The sequence below is a fragment of the Microbispora corallina genome (assembly GCF_016863035.1).
GTDB lineage: Bacteria > Actinomycetota > Actinomycetes > Streptosporangiales > Streptosporangiaceae > Microbispora > Microbispora corallina.
In genome coordinates this window covers 1-17883 of sequence record NZ_BOOC01000033.1, presented here as the reverse complement: position 1 = coordinate 17883, position 17883 = coordinate 1, and the positions used below count along the sequence as shown (strand labels likewise).

Sequence of the window (17883 nt, the reverse complement as noted above, 5' to 3'; positions counted from 1 at the left end):
CGGGCCGGCTCGCACACGCGGCGCCGCGGATGGGGTCGCGCACAGGCGCGGGCGTGCGGCCCGGGCATCCGCGACGTGGCACGCCATGCGCGTCGCACATGTCTGTCCAGGGCGCGGACCTGGCCCTTTCTGTGATCGTCAGAACGCGTTCACCCACGCGTCCGCCGCCCTGAAGGAGGAGTTCAGGGGGGCGACATTGGATCTCATGGCCTGCCTGAAGCTCCCCGAAAGGTATGTCTGTGAGTTCCTCCTTCTCCCGCCGCGACCTCATGCGCTCGGCCGCCGCCGGCGGTCTCGGCATCGCCATCGCCGGCAGCATCGAGGCCATCGCCGGTCCCGCCGCCGCGCAGGCCGCCCAGGCCGGAGCCGGCAAGACGATCGGGTACGGCCCGGTGATTCCCGACCCCAAGGGCCTGCTCGCCCTGCCCAAGGGCTTCTCGTACACGATCGTGGCCCAGGCCGGCACGACGCTCCTGGAGACGGGCGAGCCGACCCCCAGCGACGCCGACGGCACCGGATGCTTCGCCGGCCGCGACGGCTGGGTCCTGGTCAACAACCACGAGATCAGTGGCGACGAGCCCTACGGCGTGCCCGCCCTGCCCGGGCTGACCTACGACCCCGGCGCGAAGGGCGGCACCACCACCATCGAGGTCGACAGGAACGGCAACCGGATCCGCGAGTACGTCAGCGTGGCAGGCACGCACAACAACTGCGCGGGCGGCATCACGCCGTGGAACACCTGGCTGACCTGTGAGGAGACCGAGCAGCGGGCCGGCGGCGCGTTCCAGAAGGACCACGGTTACGTCTTCGAGGTCGACCCGTTCGACCGCGAGGCCAACGCGAACCCCGTCCCGCTGAAGTTCCTCGGCCGCTACTCCCACGAGGCCGTCGCGGTCAACCCGCGCACCTCCGAGATCTACCTGACCGAGGACGCGAGCGGCCCGAACGGGCTGTACTTCCGCTGGACCCCGCCCCGCGGCTTCCACGGCCGGAAGGGCGCGCTGCGGGCGCTGGCCCTCGGGCCCGGCGGCGACACGGCCGGGACCCTGCAGGCCATGCGGTGCCGCAAGGGAAGCAGGCACATCACCGACCTGTCCGAGGCGACCCAGCCGGGCACCCGCTACAAGGTGGACTGGGTGGACGTGCCGGACCGGAACGCCACGACCACCTCGGTGCGCAAGCAGTTCACCGACGACCAGATCACCCGCAGCCGCAAGCTGGAGGGCGCCTGGTGGGGTGACGGCGGCGCCTACTTCGTCGCGAGCTACGCCCGTCACACCGACGGCAGCGTCAACGAGCACGACGGCCAGGTCTGGTTCTACGACCCCGAGTCGGAGACCGTCACCCTCACGACCATCTTCGGCGTCAACCCCGACCCCGAGGCGGACACCGACTACGACGGACCGGACAACATCACCGTCTCGCCGTACGGCGGGGTCATCCTGGCCGAGGACGGCGAGGGACTGTCGCACCTGGTGGGCGTGACGGACAAGGGCACGCCCTACCCGATGGCCCGCAACGAGCTCAACGACAGCGAGTTCACCGGGCCGACGTTCAGCGGCGACGGCCGCATCCTGTTCGCCAACATCCAGACCCCCGGCTACGTCCTCGCCATCACCGGCCCCTGGACCCAGACGCACGGCGGCCCCGGGCACCACTGACGAACCGCGATGAGCCGCTCCACCGGCGCCGGTGGGGCGGCTTCCCGTCGCTCCGGCCGCCGCCGGCTGAGCTGACCGATGGACGCGGGTCAGTCGCCGGGCCGGGAGTTCAGCGGAAGGCGGACGACGAAGCGGGCGCCTTGATCGCTGTCCCTTATGGTCAGGGTGCCCTCGTGGCGTTCGGCGATCAGCCGGGCGATGGGGAGGCCGAGGCCGATTCCTCCGGCGTCCCTGCTGCGTGCGCTGTCCAGCCGCGTGAAGCGCTGGAACACCATCTCGCGCTGATCGACGGCGATTCCGGCGCCGTCGTCGAGGACCTCCAGTTCCGCGACGTCCCTCCCGCAGCGCGTGCCGCCGTTCTCCCGCCGGAGCGTGACCGTGACGGTGGAGGACGCGTGTCGCTGGGCGTTCTGGAGCAGGTTGCAGACCAGCTGCCGCAGCTGCGCCCGGTCGCCGTTCACGGTCACGCCGGGTGTCAGCTGGAGGAGGACCCTCCTGCTCACCTGGTGGCTCTTCAGCTCCAGGGTGATGAGCTCGGCCAGGTCGACCGGCTGTCGCTCGCACGGGGCGCCGGCGTCGAACCGGGTGAGCGTCAGCAGACCGCTTGTGATCGACTGGAGACGCTCCACGCTCGGAAGGACGTCGTCGCACAGCTTGTTCAGGTCGACGTCTTCGGCCGCCAGGAGGGCGTCCTCCAGCTGGACGCGGATGGCGGTGATCGGGGTGCGGAGCTCGTGGGACGCGTCGGCGCAGAAGCGCCGCTGCTCTACGAGCATGTGCTCCAGCCGGTCCAGCGTCTCGTTCACGCTCCGGGCCAGCCGGTAGATCTCGTCCTTCACCTTGGGGACGGGGACCCGGCGGCCCAGGTTGGTGCTCCGGATGTGGTCGAGCTGGGCCCGGATGGCGTCCACGGGTTTGAGCGAGCTGGCGACCGTGTGCCGCGCCCCGTAGGCGACCGCCCCCGTGAAGACGACCGTTCCCGCGATCAGGAGGGCCGCCACACCCGGATAGACGAAGAACGGCAGCGTCGGTGCGGCGCTGTACACGGTCCAGTCGCCGTTGCGATACACCTGCTGCGCGACGACGATGTGGCAGCCGCCGGATGGAAATACGGAATTGCAGACCACGGCGGTCGCCACCCGTCTGGGGCTTCTCGGCGTGAAATGCGCCATGAGCGGCCGGCGCTGCAAATCCCTGGTCGCGGCGACCACCCGTCCCTGCGGGTCGACCACCTGGACGGGACGGATCAGGTTCTGCGGGATCGGCGGCAGCGGATTGACGACCTGCCCGTGGTCGACGTCGTACGCGGTCAACTCGCCGACCGCCGTCACCTCTTGGGTGAGGTTCTGGGTGGCCATCTTGTTGAGGGCGAACAACAGGGCGATGGAGAACACGATGCAGAGCATGCTGACCGCGATGCTGATGAACAGCGCCAGGCGGGCGCGGATCGAACAGTTTTCAAACCTCATGACGATCCCGTCTCAGTCGGCCGGACTCGGGGCAGCCGCAGGACGAAACGCGCCCCGCCGACTGTGCTTTCTTCGACGCTGAGGGTCCCCTGATGCGCCTGAGCGATGTCGCGGGCGATGGCCAGGCCGAGCCCGGTGCCGTGGCGGTCGAGGCGGCGGGCGTCGTCCAACCGGGTGAAGCGTTGGAACACCCGCTCGCGGTCGGCCTCGGCGATCCCCGGCCCGTCGTCGCTGACCGCGACCTCGACCGCGGTGGGCTCGGCCTGCACCTCGACGCACACCACACGCCTGGAATGCCTCTGCGCGTTGTTCAGCAGGTTGGCGAGCAACCGGCTGATCTGGGACGGCACCGCGGTGACGGTGGCGCCGTGGGTGATGCGGAGCCGCACCGGGTGCTGATCCGTACGTTGCGCGATCTCGGCCTTGACCAGGGCCGCGAGGTCGAGCTGCCGCCACTCGGCGGGTGGGCAGGTACGCACACGAGCGAGACACAGGATGTCCTCGGTGATCGTCTGAAGCCGGTCCACCTGAGCCAGCGTCGTGTCGAGCAGCTCCGGCAGCGGCACCCCGCCGGGATCCTGCTGTGCCGCTTCCAGCTGCACCCGCAGCCCGGCGATGGGAGTGCGCAGTTCGTGGGCGACGTCCGACGCGAACTGCCGTTGGCGGCGGGCGAGCTCCTCGAGTTCTTCCTTGGCCTTGTGCACGCGCCCCAGAGCCTGGTTGATCGTGAGGCTCAACCGGGTGATCTCCTGCGCCCTCCTCGGCACCGAGACGCCGACGGCCAGGTGGCCGAAGTCGATCCGGGAGAGCTCGGCGCCCACCGTCTTCAGGGGGCGTAGCAGCCGTCCGCTCACCTTCCAGGTGACCCAGGCGTTCAGGGCGATCAGCTCGGCGGTCTCGAGCGACACGAGCAACGGGAGAGAGCCGGGCCACGCGAGACCCAGCAGCGACTGCCCCGTCTCGACGACCACCCGGGACCCGGCGGGGAAGACGGCGGTACACGCCGGCATGGGCTGCGGGGTGCCCGTACGCGGCTCGAGGTTCCCTGAAGGGGGCCGGGGGGGCGTTGCCCGGGCGGCGGGCGGCGAGGCCCCCGCGGGACCGGCCGCCACCAGGCGGGTGACCTGGCTGACGCCGCCGGTGCCCCGTCGCACCTGGCCGTACGCCGCCAGGTGACTGACGGCGCCCGTCAGAGCGGTCCTGTACGGATCACACCGCCATCGGACGGTCCCGGCCCTGGCCAGGAGGTACATCCCCCCTCCCGCCGGGAGAAGGGTGAGGATGGTCATGGCGGTGGCCAGCAGGGTCATCTGCCCTCGGATCGAGCGCGGAGCCCATCGCCCCCACACGGGCGCCTGGCGATGGTCCGGATGCCGGTGGCCGTTCTCGTGACTCATCGAGCCCGGCGACTGACTCATCGAGCCTGGCGACGACGCTCCCGCGGGGCCGGAGGTCTCGTGCGCGTGCTCGGAGAAGGCGTGGCCGGCGGAGCCGCTCGCGGTGGGCCGGTGCTGCGGCCGGTCGGCTTTCGGGGGGCAGCGGGGGGCCCGCTGCCGGGATCCGTGTTCGCCGCCCTCCGCGCGAGGCGCCTTCGCGCGGTCCGTCCTGTCGCTCGTCTGAAGCGCGTTCCAGGTGACCGTCGACGACCTGCCCGTCAGCACGTGTACGAGGCCCTTGGCGGCGGCTATCCACGTGAGCAGCGTTACCAGGGGCCACATGAGTATCAGCAATTTATCGGTCAGATCCACCATCGCCATCCTTTCGAAATAGGAATTCGAGGGATGCCAGGCTCCTGAGAGGGCCGGGGAGGCGTGGCGCGTCGTCGGCTGCACCCGTTTCTCGGTACCGCTCAGTCGTGGGGGTCCTTTCGCATCAGCTCATAAGCAGGAATTGAGTTGACGAATACGATCCTGAACGGCGCAGAAGTGTGTCGTATCGCACATATGTGTAGGGTTGCGCTCCTCCGCGCGGCCCTGTGATCAACGTTCTGGCCTCGTCGTCGCACGAGGCGATGGACGGGCGCACCGGGCGGGCCTGTTGCGGGGCCGTGTGCGCCGGGTGTCTCATGGATTCATGGGGGACGTGTCCCGGAATGTCCTGGATACGGCGGAGGGGCCCGATTCTCGGGAGACATCCTGGCCTGGTTGGCGCGGCCGTGCCCGGGAGTGGGAGCTCGTCGCCGGCATGCTCCGGGCGGCGCGCGTGGGCAGGGGCGGGGTCCTGCTGGTCGAGGGCCAGCCGGGCGTCGGCAAGAGCCACATGCTCGACGTGGCCGCCGCCACCGCGGCCAGGTGGGGGTTCCGGGTGGTCCGCGGCGTCGCGGACGAGCTGACCCAGCTGATGCCGCTGGCCCCGCTGATCTCGGCGCTGGAGGAGTCGGGCTGCGCTCTGAGCGCCGGCGACGACGGCGGTGTGCCCGGCCCGGTCGACCGGCGGCTCCTGTTGCTCGAGCAGCTGCACGGACCGCTGGAGACGCTGGTGGCGCACGGGCCTGTGCTGCTCACCTTGGACGACCTGCAATGGGCCGACCCCATAACTCTGCTGGCGCTGCGGTCGCTGAGCGTCGACTTCGCCTCCTCCCCGCTCATCTGGATGCTGGCCCGCACGACCGGCGGCAACGACGCCCTCCGCCTCGACCGCGTGTTCAACGCGCTGGAACGAGCGGACGCGACGCGGATCCGGCTGAAGGCTCTGGACGGCGCGGCGGTGGCCGAGGTGGTCACCGACGTCCTCGGGGCGGTGCCCGAGCCGGACGTGCTGGCCCTGGCCGCCATAGCGGATGCCAACCCCTTCCTGCTCGTCGACCTCATGGAGAAGCTCAAGCGCGAGGGCGGGTTCCGGATCGCCGACGGCCGCGCGTGGTTGGTGTCGACGCGGCTGCCACCGGCTCAGGCGGTCACCCGGGAGCGCCTGGAGGAGCTGTCCGGACCGACCAGGCACATGCTCCAGGTCGCCGGGGTCCTGGGCCGCTCGTTCTCGGTGAAGGACCTGGCCGAGATGCTCGGCGAATCGACGGGCGATCTGCTGCCCATGCTGGAGGAGGCGATGTCGGCGGGCATCGTCGAATCAGCCGGGCACGAGCTGGCCTTCCGGCACGACCTCTTGTGGGAGGCGGTGACGGAGACCCTGTCCACCGCCGTCCGGCGGGCCCTGCACCGCGAAGCAGGGGAGATGCTGCTCAAACGCGGCGGGTCGGCCGTTCCCGCCGCCACGCACCTCATCCACAGCGCCGGCCACGGTGACGTGTGCGCCCTGCTCGCGCTGGACCGGGCGGCGCGGGAGGTGCTGCGGTCCTCCCCGCAGACCGCCGCCGATCTCGCCACGCGGGCGCTGGAGCTGACCGACGCCGCCGACCCCGACTGGGTGGGCCGCGCCGCCATCGCGGTCGACGCCCTGACGGCCGTCGGGCGGCTGTGCGAGGCCGCCGATCTCGCTCGTCCCGCGCTCAGCAGGGCTCCCCCCGTGCTGGCGCATCGCCTGCGCTGCGCGCTGGCGTACATCCTGCTTCTGAGCGGCCGGCCGGCCGACGCGGTGTCCGAGGCCGAAAGCCTGCTCAGCCGGGAGGACATCTCCCATGACCTCCGCGGCGTCGCCGAGTGGACGGTGTTCTGGGGGCTCATCTCCTCGAACGACCTGAGGGAGGGACAACGGCGAGCGGAGGCCGTCCTCGCCGATCGCGACGGGCGTTCCGACACGGCCGTGGTGGGGGCTCTGCTGATGCTCTCCCGGTGCGCCATGGTCGACGGACGGGTCGACGACTCGTTCGCGCACCTGAACGAGGCCCTGCGGATCGGGAACAGCGGCGCCGTGGAGGCCGTCCAGCGGCCGTACACACGACTGCTGCTGGGCCATCTCCACCGGTGCCTGTGTCAGTTCGACGCGGCCGACCTGGCCATCCGGGCGGCCGAGGAGGACATCGAGGCCCTCGGCGTCACCGTGCTGGCCGCGCAGCCCGCGCTCTTCCGCGCGCGCGTGAAGCTGGCCGCCGCCCGGCTCGACGACGCCATCGCCGAGGCTCAGGCCGGAATGACGATCGCGGACGACATGGGCACGCGCGGGTTCATCCGCGTGGGGCTGTCGATACTCGCGTACATCGCCGTGCGGCGCGGCGACATGGACGCCGCGGCGCGGCACATCAAGAGGTACGCATGCGAGCCCGGCGCCGCCGGAATGCTCTTCGGATCGGCGTGGGAGAGGTGGGTGGAGGCCGTGGTCGCCGAGGCCCAGGGGGATCGCGAACGGGCGATGGGCATCCTCGGCCCCTTCTACACCGACGCGGAGAAACGACAATGGACGCTCATCACGGCGCCCCTCGCGGCCGCCTGGATGACCCGGCTGGCGCTGGCCTCGGGAAACCGGGCGTACGCGCAGACCGTCGTCGAGACGGCCGACGACCTCGAACGGAGGAACCCCGACTACCCGATCTTCGCCGCGGCGGCCGCACACGCTCGCGGCCTTCTCCACGCCGACCCCGCCGACCTCGCCTTCGCCGCCGCCAACCACCCGCAACTGTGGGAGCGCGCCTCGGCCGCCGAGGACCTCGGGGTCCTGCTCACCACGTCCGGCGCCTCCGGCGACCGTGAGCGGGCGATCAGCAGCCTCGACCAGGCGCACGACGGCTACCAGCAGATCGGCGCCCTCCGGGACGCGGCCCGCGCGCGGGCGCGCCTGCGCGCACTGGGCGTCCGGCGCCGTCACTGGGCCCAGTCACACCAGCGGGAATTCGGCTGGGACAGCCTCACCGACACGGAACGGGCGGTGGCGGAGCTGATCGCCCAAGGACTGACCAATCGTCAGGCCGCCGCGCAGATGTTCCTGTCTCCGCACACGGTCTCGGCGCATCTTCGCCGGATCTTCGCCAAGCTCGACATCGCGTCCCGGGCCGAACTCGCCCGCATCTTCGCCGAAGAGCGCCCGGACCGGGACTCGTAGCCTGCTGTCAGCTCCCCACCAGCATGACGATGCCCACGATGACGAGATGGATCAGCACGGTGAACACCAGGACGGCGGCGAACAGCCATGCCGCCGGTTTGTGCTCGAAGTTCTTGCCCTCCTTCAGCGGCGGCCGCTTGGCGACGCGGTCGGCGATGCGCTCTTCGAGACTCTTACGTGCCATGAGCGTTCCTCACTGGGACGGCGGAGCGGAGGGCCCTAATGGTTAGTGCACTAACTGTTAGTGTACTAAGGCGGTAGGGTGAGGAGTAGCGGCAACGGAGGGGTGCATGAGTGACATTGGCGACATCGTCGACCCGCTGGCCCTGGAGAACCAGGTCTGCTTCGCCCTCGCGGTGGCCTCGCGCTCGGTGATCGGCCTCTACCGGCCGGTGCTGGAGCCGATGGGACTGACCCACCCGCAGTACCTGGTGATGCTGGCGCTGTGGCAGCACGCTCCGCTGTCGGTCAAGGACCTCAGCAGGCTGCTGCAGCTGGAGCCGGCCACGCTGTCGCCATTGCTCAAGCGCCTGGAAGCCGCGGGTCTCATCGAGCGCCGCCGTTCCAGCGACGACGAGCGCTCCCTCGCGGTGATGCTGACCCCGAAGGGACGCGACCTGCGCAAGCAGGCCGAGAAGGTGCCCGCGACGATCGTCGAGCGCCTGGGGATGGACCTGGCCGAGCTGCAGACCCTCCACCATGCGCTCACCCGAGTGATCGCCGCCGCCGGCGACGCTCACCTGGCCGTCCCGCGCTGACCGGAGCACCCGCCCATACCTTTCTGAGAGGACGGGCGGGCACTCGGTGACCGGGATCGCCTACCGGATCATCAGCTGGCCGGCTCGTCACGCAGGGGCGAGACGGATGCGGCGGCTGCTGTCACGGCGTCGGCGAACCGGGCGGTGATGACGCCGGGGCGGGTGATGGCGGTGCCGACCACGACGCACCAGGCGCCGTTGCGGAGCGCGGCGACGGCCTCCTCGGGTGTCCAGATGCGGCCCTCGGCGACCACCGGGAGGGTGAGCCGAGCCGCCAGGTCGGCCACGAGGTCCAGGTCCGGGCCATGGTCCTGCCGGGAATAGGGCGTGTAGCCGGACAACGTGGTGCCGACCAGGTCGCAGCCGATCTTCTCCGCCGCCAGCCCCTCCTCCAGGACGGACACGTCCGCCATGACGAGCGCGCCGGCGGCGTGTGCGGCCTCCACGCACTCCTCCAGGGTGGCGCCGCCCGGCCGCGGGCGTCCGGTCGCGTCCAGGGCGACGATGTCGGCACCCGCGTCGACCACGGCGGTGACATGACGCGGGGTGGGGGTGATGTAGACGCCCTCCGTACCGTCCTTCCACAGCCCGATGATCGGTACGTCGACGCGGGAACGCACGGCGCGGACGTCCTCCGGGGAGTTGATCCGCACCGCGGCGGCACCCCCGGCGACGGCCGCCGCGGCGATGGCGGCGATGTGATCCGGGCTGCGCAGCGGGTCTCCGGGTGGGGCCTGGCAGCTGACCACGAGCTGTCCTCGCAGCTGCTCCAGGACTGTCGTGTCAGGCATGGGTTTCCTCTCCAAGGTGTGAGGGGGCCTCAGGTGCCGCCCGTTGCATCCGGTGGTCGCGGGCGAGTGCCGCCGCGCCGACCGCGACGGCGTCGGAGCCGAGCCGGGCCCGCACGATCGGCAGGTCACGTAGCGGTGGCAGCAGGTGTTCTGCGGCCGCCGCGCGCAGTGGGGCGAGCAGCAGATCGGCCGCGTCGAGGACGCCTCCGCCGAGCACCACCACGTCGGGGTCGAGCGCGTTGGCCAGCCCGGCCACCGCGCGGCCGAGAACCGCGGCGGCGTGGTCGAGCACCGCAGCCGCGGCCCGGTCGCCGGCGCGGGCCAGCGACGCCACCTCCGAGCCGGTCACGCTCACCCCGGTGAGCCCCGTATAGGCGCGGGCGAGAGCCGGGCCCGCCGCCACCGACTCCAGATGCCCTCGTCCTCCGCAGGGGCAGGCCGCGTCGCCGCCGACCGGTAGATGCCCGAACTCCCCGGCGGCACCGTGACGGCCGTGGATCAGCCGGCCGTCGCTGAGCACCGCGCCGCCGACCCCGGTGCCGACCACCACGGCCAGTGCGTGTGAGGCGCCGGCCGCGGCTCCGATCTTCGCTTCGGCGTACAGAGCGGCGTTGCCGTCGTTGTCGACGATGGCCGGCACGCCCAGCAGCTCCTCCGTGATCGCCCTCAGCGGCTTGCCGGACCAGCCGCTGAACGTGGAGGTCGACGAGGCCACCGCGCCCGTCTCGGGATCGACGACGCCGGCGGCGCCCACACCCGCGGCGGCGACGGGGAGACCCAGCGTGGTGACCAGCTCATGTGTCAGCCGCGCGGCCTCCGCCAGGATCACGCGGGCGCCGGCCTCGACCGGGGTCGGCGCGCGGGTGGCGGCGAGGATGTGGAGCTCGTCGTCACAGATGACGACGTGGGTCTTCGTGCCGCCGATGTCGATGCCCGCCCAGCTCACGAGCGTGCCTCCCGGGTGATGGTCACGTCGAAGGCGTACCGGTCGCCTCGATAGAGCGTGGTCCCGAGCTCGACGGCACGTCCGCGCGCGTCCACGGCGACGCGGCCGACGATCAGGGCGGGCGACCGCGGAGGTACCTCGAGCAGCTCCGCCTGGGCGTCGTCGACGACGGTGGACTGCACCACCTGCCGGGCTCGTACGGCCCTCACGCCGTAGGCCGCGTCCAGCACGTCGTACAGGCTGCCGCTTAGATCGTGATCGAGCAGGCCGGGGACGAGCTCCGCGGGGAGGTACACCTCCTCCAAGGCCATCGGGGTCTGGTTGGCCAGGCGGAGCCGGCGCAGATGCGCGACCTGTGTCCCCGGCGAAAGCCGGAGGCGCTGCGCGACGTCCGCCGTCGCGGGCACCAGCTCGGCTTCGAGCAACCGCGTGCCCGGGCGGAGGCCGCGTTCGCGCATGTCCTCGCTGAACGAGGTGAGCCGCAGCGTCTTGCTCACGAGGGCCGTCTCGCTGACGTAGGTGCCGCTGCCGTGGATCCGGTAGACGAGCCCCTCGGCCTCCAGCCCGGCCAGTGCCTTCCGCACGGTCATCCGGCTGATGCCGAACATCTCCATGAGCTCTCGCTCGCTGGGCAGCGCGTCCCCCGGGCGCAGGTCGGTCCGGATCCGCTCGGCGAGCTGAGCGCGGACCTGATCGTATTTGGGTCCCGCGTTGGTCGTGGAAGCCATCAGCCCTTCACCGCCCCCATGGACAGACCGCTCACCAGATACCGCTGGGCGGCGACGGCGAACACGATCGGCACGAGCGCCGACAGCAGCGTCGCCGCGGACACGTCTCCCCATCGGATGCCGTAGCTGGTCACGAAGTTGGCCGCCCCGACGGTGACGGGGGTGGCCCTGGTCGTGGAGACGACCACCGCGAACAGGTAGTCGGCCCAGGTGAACAGGAACGTCAGAACCGACACCGCGACCAGGCTGGGCGCCAGCATCGGAGTGACGATCGAGGTCAGGATCCGGTAGTCGCTCGCCCCGTCGACGGCCGCTGCCTCCTCGACCTGGACCGGGAGATCGCGCAGGCCGGCGGCCAGCAGCACCATGGCCAGCGGCAGGTTGAGGAACGTGTTGACCAGCATCAGACCGGCCACCGTGTCCAGCAGTCCCACGAAGGAGAACAGGAGATAGAAGGGGACGGCGAAGAAGATGGCCGGCAACAGCCGCAGCGCGGCGACCCCGCTGAGCACCCAGCGTCCGCCCCACCCGAGGCGCACCACGGCGTAGCTGGACGGCACCGCGACGAGCAGCACGAGGACGACGGTGCCGCAGGCGATCATCGTGCTGTTCGCGAAGAAGGCCGGGAAGTCGTACCCGGCGGCCCCCAGAGCGTTGGCGAAGTGCTCAAGCGTGGGATGCCCGGCCGGCGCGAGCGGACTGGTCGCTATCTCCCCGTCGGTCTTGAAGCTGACGTTGAGGGCGTTCAGCAGCGGCAGGTTGATCACAACCGCGATCAGGGCGACCACCGCGGTCATCACGAGCCGCCGCAGCCGCCGGCCCGAAGTGAATGACGTGCTCACCGGCGTCCCTCCCCTGGCTTTCCCACAATGCGCCGGACCACGACGGGCACAAGCCCGATGAGCAGCAGCAACAGCACCACCGAGGCCGCGGACGCGATACCGAAGTCACCGTCGGTGAACGCCGTCTTGTAGATGTAGATGCTCGCGGTCGTCGTCGAGGTGCCCGGACCGCCGCCCGTCAGGACGTAGACGACGTCGAAGGTGCGGAAGGCGTCGATGGCGCGCAGGAACGCCGCCGAGGCGAGGACCGGTCCCATGACGGGGGCCACGACCGATCGCAGCGTGCGCACGTAGGAGGCCCCGTCGACGGCGGCGGCCTCGTACAGGTCCGCCGGCACCCCTTGCAGGCCCGCGTAGAGGATGAGGAAGGTGAACGGTGTCCACTGCAGCACGTCGAGCACGACCAGAAGCGGGACGACGCTGGACGGGTCGAACAGCGACACGCTCACGCCGAACTTGGCGAGCAGGGCGGGCAGGGCCCCGATGTCGCCGTTGAGCAGCAGGCGGAACATCACTCCCAGCAACGACGGGGCCACCATGATCGGCAGCAGGAGCGCGGTGAACAGCACCCGATGCCCAGGGAGCCGCTGGTTGACCAGGAGCGCGAGACCGAAGCCCAACGGGACCTCGAGAACGACGACGGCCGCGGTGAACGCCGCGGTGAACCCCAGGGAGTGCCAGAAGGTGCTGTCGCCGAGGACCGCGCCGTAGTTGGCCAGGCCGGCGAAGGGGGCGTCGGTTCCACTCAGCGTCCGCCGTGTGAGGCTCGTCCACACGCCGTAGGTGATCGGAGCCGCCACGAGCAGCACCAGGAACGCCAGCAGCGGGGCGCCGAGGATCCAGCGGGTTCGCACCGACCGGGCCCTGACCTCATGGGGGTTGCTCTGGGGATGGCGGGTCTGGGCGCCCAGGGACGGGCGCCCAGACCGAAGCCACGTGTGCGTACTCACGCGTTGATCATCCACTCAGCCGGTTCAGGGCGTCGTCGGCTTTGGCCAACGCGGCGTCCGCGGGCTCGCGTCCCACCCAGGCGCCGCTGAGTGCGTCGGCGAGATCGCTGTACGCCTGGAAGCTGTTCTTCAGCGTGGGCTCGGCGAACCCGTACGTGCCGATGCTGTCGGTGATGGAGGAGAAGACCGGGTTGGTCCCCTGCTGTGCCTGGAGCACCGACGGCATGGCCGGGATGCCTCCCGCCTGCGCGTACGTGGTCATGGCCGCCGGCGTGGCCAGGTACGTGAGCCACTTCATGGCGTTGGCCTTGTTCTTCGAGTACTTGTTCAGCCCGACCGCCAGCGCGTGCACGTGGGTCTTGTGCTGCTCACCCGGCACCGGCGCGATGCCGATCTTGCCTGCCGTCTTCGGTGACTTCTCGGCGCTGTTGAGGTCGGCGTAGCCCGCCGACCACTGCAGCGCGAACGCCGCGTTGCCGGACTGCATCGCCGCCTGGGTCTCCGGGAACTCCGCCTGCGCGGAGTCGGGGGAGGTCAGCCCCTTGGTGTAGATGGTGGAGTAGACCGACATCGCGGCCTTTCCCGCGGCGCTGTTCAGCGTCGGCTTGCCGGAGGAGTCCAGCCAGCTCCCGCCCTGACTCCACAGGACGTCGTCCCAGATCATGACGTTGTACAGCAGGTTCTTCGCCTGCAACGCCGTGCCGTACGTCGTGGGTGAGCCGGAGTTGTACTTCTTGGTGAAGAACGCGGCCGCGGCGACGAAGTCGTCCCAGTTCCAGTCCGCCGGAGGCTTCGGCGTCAGGCTCTTGCCGACGACCTCCTGGCTGACCTTGCCGTACTCGGCCTTCCACGCGGCGTCGGACATCAGCTGGTCGATGAGGTCCTTCCGGTAGAGCAGGAAGTGGTTGCTCACGTCGAGCGGCAGCCCGTAGAGCTTGCCCTCGTACGTCAGCCCGTCCACGGCCACCGGGAAGTAGGCCGACGAGTCGACCCCCGCGATGGGGTCGAGGCTGGGCGCGTGCTGCCCGACGATGTAGCTGGCGGTGAAGTAGACGTCCACCGAGCTCGACTTGGCCGCCATCTCCGTCGCCTCCTTGGCGAAGGTGTCCGTACGGCTCAGAAGGGTCATCTTGACCGTGACCCCGTCCTTCTTCCCCTGGCCGGCGTTGTAGGCGTCGACCACCTTCTGCATCGCGTCGCCCTCGGGACCGGGCCAGAGAACCATCTGGACGGTGCCGCCACCGGCGCCGGACCCACCTCCCGCGGCGCCGGCACACCCTGCCGCTCCGCCCATAGCCACCAGCGCGATCGCTGCCGCGGTGAATCTTCGTACCCGCATCGCCTCTCCAAGTGGTCCGTACCAATATGGCAGGTGGCACGGAATAATCCTCTATGGCCCACCTCACGTCAAGAGCGCGAGCGAAAGGCCGCTCGGAAGTGGTACGGACGACTTGTGCACCGACAGCCCGTGCCTGGCCATGACGCGTGAGCCAAGGTCGGGATCTTCGGCCCGGCGGACGGGCGCCGCGACCGTCAGAGGGAGCCGCACCAGACGGGCGGGCGTACGGGCTACTCCTCGACGACGGCCATCGTCTGCAGACGTACCGCGTCCCGCCCCGGCGGCATCCCGAACATGCGCCGGTACTCCCGGCTGAACTGCGAGGGGTTGTCGTAGCCGACGGCGTGGCCGATCGCGGCCACGTCGTTCGGCGCGGAGATGAGCTCGATGCGGGCCTTCTGCAGCCGGATCTGCTTCTGGTACTGCAGCGGGCTCATCGCGGTCACCGCGCGGAAGTGCCGGTTGAGGGACGAGACGCTCGTGCCGATGTCCGAGGCGAGGTCGTCGATGCGGATCACCTGGTCGTACCGGGACCTGATCCAGGCTATGGCGCGGGCGACGAGGGCGAGGCGGCTGTCCGCCGCGCCGGCCTGTCTGATCAGGGCGCCCTGGGGTCCGTTCAGCAGCCGCCAGTGGATCTCCCGCCGCACCCCGTCCCCGAGCACCCGGAGGTCACGCGGCTCCTCCAGCAGGCGCATCAGCCGGACGAGGGCGTCGAGCAGCTTGTCGTCCGCGTCGCTGATCGCCAGGCCCGGCCCGTCGTGGGGCCGGATGGCGGTGGGCCCCCCGTCCACCAGCAGCTGGGCGATCAGCGCGGGCTGGAGCCGCAGCCCGAGCGCGAGGAACGGCTCGCGCCGGCTGGCCCGGGTGATCTGCGAGGTCAGGGGGAGGGCGACGGTCACCACGGCGGCCTGGCCGGGGTGGTGCTCGAAGACATGACCGCCGAGGGCCGAGCGCTTCACTCCCTGCACGACCAGGGCCAGCATCGGCTCGGTGACCGTGGCCATCGTCTCGGTCACGTGGTCGGCGGCGAACACCATGGCGTCCTCGACCCACAGGGGGCGGCGGCTGTCTCCGGCGAGTCGCACGATCCGGCGGCCGAGTTCGTCCAGGTGGCTCACGACTCGAGTGAACCACGGTTCTGGGCGGACGCGCATCATGATCCGGGCAAACTTGAGCGGATCGTGCAATGGTCCGAGCGCAATGACCTAGGTGGTCACGCCGTTCCCCCACTTCAATGGGACGCATCCGGAGACCGCTTCGCCGGCTCTCATATCCCCTGAACGTGGAGGTCCACGAATGTCGCTCGATTCCTATGTCACCCTCGGCCGCTCGGGCCTGCGGGTCAGCCCGTTCACGCTGGGAACGATGACCTTCGGCCCGGACTGGGGCTGGGGCAGCAGCGTAGAGGAGTCGACGAAGATCCTCGCGACCTATGTCGACCGCGGCGGCAATTCGATCGACACCGCCAACATCTACACCAACGGCCACTCCGAGAAGATCATCGGCGACTACCTCGCCGGCCGGCCGTCGCTGCGGGACCGGCTCGTGCTCGGCACGAAGTTCTTCGGCAATCTGTACTCCACCGACCCGAACGGCGGCGGACCCAGCCGTAAGGCGATCGTGCAACAGCTGGAGAACTCGCTGCGCCGCCTCCAGACCGACTACGTCGACATCTACTGGCTGCACAACTTCGACCCGGTCACCCCCGTGGAGGAGACCCTTCGCACGCTGGACGACCTCGTCGGCGCCGGCAAGATCCGCTACGTGGGCTTCTCCGACGTGCCGGCGTGGGCGACCGCCGAAGCGGCCACGCTCGCGCGGTTGCGCGGGTGGGCTCCGATCATCGCGGTGCAGGTGCAGTACTCGCTCCTCGAGCGGACCTCGGAGGGTGAGCTGGTCCCGATGTCCCAGGCGCTGGGCATGGGCGTGATGCCGTGGTCGCCGCTGCACGGAGGGATGCTGTCGGGCAAGTACTCCAGCGCCGACAGCACCGTCCCCGATGCGAGCCGCTCGCGGATTCCCGGCGAGCCGGGCCCGGCCGAACTGACCGTGATCGACGCCGTGAACGCCGTCGCCGAGGAGACCGGCGCGACGTCCGCCCAGGTCGCCCTGGCCTGGGTGCAGGGGCGGCCCGGAGTCGTCTCCACCCTGATCGGCGCACGCAGCATCGACCAGTTCGAGACCAATGTCGGCGCCCTGGACGTGACGCTCAGCGAGGTCCACCGCGCCGCGCTCGACGAGGTCTCGGCGCCCAAGCTGAACTTCCCCGCCGAGAACAACCGGCTTCTGGCGCCGCACCTCCAGTTCGCGGGGGCGACGGTGGACGGCCGTACCTCGGTCGCGTCCCCGTTGCTGCTCGCCTCCAGCGCCCGCTACTGACACCCCCTCGGGCCGTCGGTTGAAACTTTCATCACCAGCCGTTCTCGCTCACGGTGCGGGCGGGGCCGGAAAGACCAGATGGGCGCGTTCCAGAAGGTCCGAAGCGCCATCGGAGCTCTCGATCGCCTTCTTGACGCACCCCGGCGACCCCTGATTTGCTCCGCCATTACCGCTGGCATCGAGCACTGTGGACGCGACCTTCCGCGCCGCGGACAGATGTTAGCGTTAACACGCCCTGCCCTGGGAAGGAGGTCTCCATGATCGGAGGCGGTCCGCAGCCACGCGCCTTCTCAGCGGCGTCCCGGGCGTGGCCGGCACCGGGAGGGGCGCCCTGAACGCCCCGGGCCTGGTGCCGGTGGTGGAACGCGTGTCATCGGTCACCCAGACCGAGGATCTCCAGGCGACGAGGGTTCGCCCGCTGCCTCGACCACCCAGGGGCGGCGAGCGGTTCAGCCGGACGTACCGGCTCCTGTCGCTTCCTGCCGTATGACACAGGATCACTCTGCCTCGTATCCCCCCAGGAGTAGACCATGGAGTCACCCCCCATCCGTTCGGCCGTCGGCCGATGGCGTTCGCCTGTTGGGCTGGCGGTTCGTCTGACCGCCGTGCTGGCGACCCTCCTCGCCGCCGCCCTGACATTGTCGGCACCGGCCTCGGCGGCGACCACGCCGCTGATCGGGGTGGGGTCGGGGCGGTGTCTGGACGTCACCGGCGTCTCCCAGACGAACGGCACGCAGGTGCAGATCTGGGACTGCAACGGTCAGAACAACCAGCAGTGGACCACCACCAGCGCCAGTGAGCTGCGCGTCTACGGCAGCAAGTGCCTCGACGTGAACGGCGGCGGCACCGCGGACGGCACCTCGGTGATCATCTGGGACTGCAACGGGCAGAACAACCAGAAGTGGCGCCTCAACTCCGACGGCACCATCACCGCCATCGGCGCGAACAAGTGCCTGGACGTCGTCGGCGCCGGCACCGCCAACGGCACCAAGGTGCAGATCTACACCTGCCACACCGGCACCAACCAGCGCTGGACCACCGGAACCCCGACGAGCCCCTCGCCGACGCCCTCACCGACGCCGACT

General features: G+C 70.4%; 15 protein-coding genes. 5 read left to right on the top strand and 10 right to left on the bottom strand.

All coding sequences use genetic code 11. The features are described 5' to 3' along the window. Positions 1-239 precede the first annotated feature (239 nt). Positions 240-1661 carry an alkaline phosphatase PhoX gene (locus tag Mco01_RS28720; RefSeq protein ID WP_239103979.1) on the top strand — a complete coding sequence of 474 codons (1422 nt, stop codon included), beginning with the start codon at positions 240-242 and terminating at the stop codon, positions 1659-1661. Positions 1662-1750: 89 nt separating this feature from the next. Here Mco01_RS28720 and Mco01_RS28715 read toward each other — a convergent pair whose 3' ends face one another. Together Mco01_RS28715 and Mco01_RS28710 are read right to left on the bottom strand one after the other, a co-directional pair. Further along, positions 1751-3130: a sensor histidine kinase gene (locus tag Mco01_RS28715; RefSeq protein WP_204059990.1), complete on the bottom strand. Its 1380-nt coding sequence runs from the start codon at positions 3128-3130 to the stop codon at positions 1751-1753. Continuing rightward, positions 3127-4440: a sensor histidine kinase gene (locus Mco01_RS28710; protein ID WP_204059989.1), complete on the bottom strand. Its 1314-nt coding sequence runs from the start codon at positions 4438-4440 to the stop codon at positions 3127-3129. Before Mco01_RS28710 ends, Mco01_RS28715 begins: the two co-directional genes overlap by 4 nt. A 763-nt stretch (positions 4441-5203) precedes the next feature. On the opposite strand from Mco01_RS28710, the gene Mco01_RS28705 reads away from it, so the two are divergent. Next, entirely contained in the window at positions 5204-8062 is a 2859-nt protein-coding gene (locus tag Mco01_RS28705; RefSeq protein ID WP_275410597.1) for a helix-turn-helix transcriptional regulator, read from the top strand. Between the two features lie 7 nt (positions 8063-8069). On the opposite strand, the gene Mco01_RS28700 is transcribed toward Mco01_RS28705, so the two are convergent. After that, a complete protein-coding gene (locus Mco01_RS28700; protein ID WP_198167604.1) occupies positions 8070-8246 on the bottom strand; it encodes a hypothetical protein in 177 nt (58 codons plus the stop codon). Positions 8247-8352: 106 nt separating this feature from the next. On the opposite strand from Mco01_RS28700, the gene Mco01_RS28695 reads away from it, so the two are divergent. Then, a complete protein-coding gene (locus tag Mco01_RS28695; protein ID WP_204059987.1) occupies positions 8353-8820 on the top strand; it encodes a MarR family winged helix-turn-helix transcriptional regulator in 468 nt (155 codons plus the stop codon). A 71-nt stretch (positions 8821-8891) separates the two neighbouring features. Here the strand turns inward: Mco01_RS28695 and Mco01_RS28690 are convergent, their stop codons facing one another. The 7 genes from Mco01_RS28690 to Mco01_RS28660 form a co-directional block, all read right to left on the bottom strand. Continuing rightward, a complete protein-coding gene (locus Mco01_RS28690; RefSeq protein WP_204059986.1) occupies positions 8892-9611 on the bottom strand; it encodes an N-acetylmannosamine-6-phosphate 2-epimerase in 720 nt (239 codons plus the stop codon). After that, entirely contained in the window at positions 9604-10557 is a 954-nt protein-coding gene (locus Mco01_RS28685; RefSeq protein WP_204059985.1) for an ROK family protein, read from the bottom strand. Before Mco01_RS28685 ends, Mco01_RS28690 begins: the two co-directional genes overlap by 8 nt. Continuing rightward, complete coding sequence (locus tag Mco01_RS28680) at positions 10554-11285, bottom strand: GntR family transcriptional regulator (protein WP_204059984.1); 732 nt, start codon at positions 11283-11285, stop codon at positions 10554-10556. Before Mco01_RS28680 ends, Mco01_RS28685 begins: the two co-directional genes overlap by 4 nt. Further along, complete coding sequence (locus tag Mco01_RS28675; protein WP_204059983.1) at positions 11285-12127, bottom strand: carbohydrate ABC transporter permease; 843 nt, start codon at positions 12125-12127, stop codon at positions 11285-11287. The genes Mco01_RS28680 and Mco01_RS28675 overlap by 1 nt, the downstream gene beginning before the upstream one ends. Then, a complete protein-coding gene (locus tag Mco01_RS28670; protein ID WP_204059982.1) occupies positions 12124-12981 on the bottom strand; it encodes a carbohydrate ABC transporter permease in 858 nt (285 codons plus the stop codon). Before Mco01_RS28670 ends, Mco01_RS28675 begins: the two co-directional genes overlap by 4 nt. A 103-nt stretch (positions 12982-13084) precedes the next feature. After that, positions 13085-14302 carry an extracellular solute-binding protein gene (locus Mco01_RS28665; protein ID WP_204059981.1) on the bottom strand — a complete coding sequence of 406 codons (1218 nt, stop codon included), beginning with the start codon at positions 14300-14302 and terminating at the stop codon, positions 13085-13087. Between the two features lie 344 nt (positions 14303-14646). Beyond that, the gene (locus tag Mco01_RS28660; RefSeq protein ID WP_204059980.1) at positions 14647-15537 is read right to left on the bottom strand and encodes an AraC family transcriptional regulator; all 891 of its coding nucleotides are present in this window, start codon (positions 15535-15537) and stop codon (positions 14647-14649) included. 178 nt (positions 15538-15715) lie between these two features. On the opposite strand from Mco01_RS28660, the gene Mco01_RS28655 reads away from it, so the two are divergent. Both Mco01_RS28655 and Mco01_RS28650 read left to right on the top strand, forming a co-directional pair. Next, the gene (locus Mco01_RS28655) at positions 15716-16798 is read left to right on the top strand and encodes an aldo/keto reductase (protein ID WP_204059979.1); all 1083 of its coding nucleotides are present in this window, start codon (positions 15716-15718) and stop codon (positions 16796-16798) included. A 605-nt stretch (positions 16799-17403) separates the two neighbouring features. Beyond that, positions 17404-17883 (top strand): RICIN domain-containing protein (locus Mco01_RS28650; protein WP_239103978.1); only part of this gene is annotated, 480 nt, incomplete at its 3' end.

Bases quoted from the DNA above. Each gene is read 5' to 3' on its own strand.
- Mco01_RS28715 (WP_204059990.1), bottom strand. From the start codon at position 3,130: ATGAGGTTTGAAAACTGTTCGATCCGCGCCCGCCTGGCGCTGTTCATC.
- Mco01_RS28710 (WP_204059989.1), bottom strand. From the start codon at position 4,440: ATGACCCTGCTGGCCACCGCCATGACCATCCTCACCCTTCTCCCGGCG.
- Mco01_RS28705 (WP_275410597.1), top strand. From the start codon at position 5,204: ATGGGGGACGTGTCCCGGAATGTCCTGGATACGGCGGAGGGGCCCGAT.
- Mco01_RS28700 (WP_198167604.1), bottom strand. From the start codon at position 8,246: ATGGCACGTAAGAGTCTCGAAGAGCGCATCGCCGACCGCGTCGCCAAG.
- Mco01_RS28695 (WP_204059987.1), top strand. From the start codon at position 8,353: ATGAGTGACATTGGCGACATCGTCGACCCGCTGGCCCTGGAGAACCAG.
- Mco01_RS28690 (WP_204059986.1), bottom strand. From the start codon at position 9,611: ATGCCTGACACGACAGTCCTGGAGCAGCTGCGAGGACAGCTCGTGGTC.
- Mco01_RS28680 (WP_204059984.1), bottom strand. From the start codon at position 11,285: ATGGCTTCCACGACCAACGCGGGACCCAAATACGATCAGGTCCGCGCT.
- Mco01_RS28665 (WP_204059981.1), bottom strand. From the start codon at position 14,302: ATGGTTCTCTGGCCCGGTCCCGAGGGCGACGCGATGCAGAAGGTGGTC.
- Mco01_RS28655 (WP_204059979.1), top strand. From the start codon at position 15,716: ATGTCGCTCGATTCCTATGTCACCCTCGGCCGCTCGGGCCTGCGGGTC.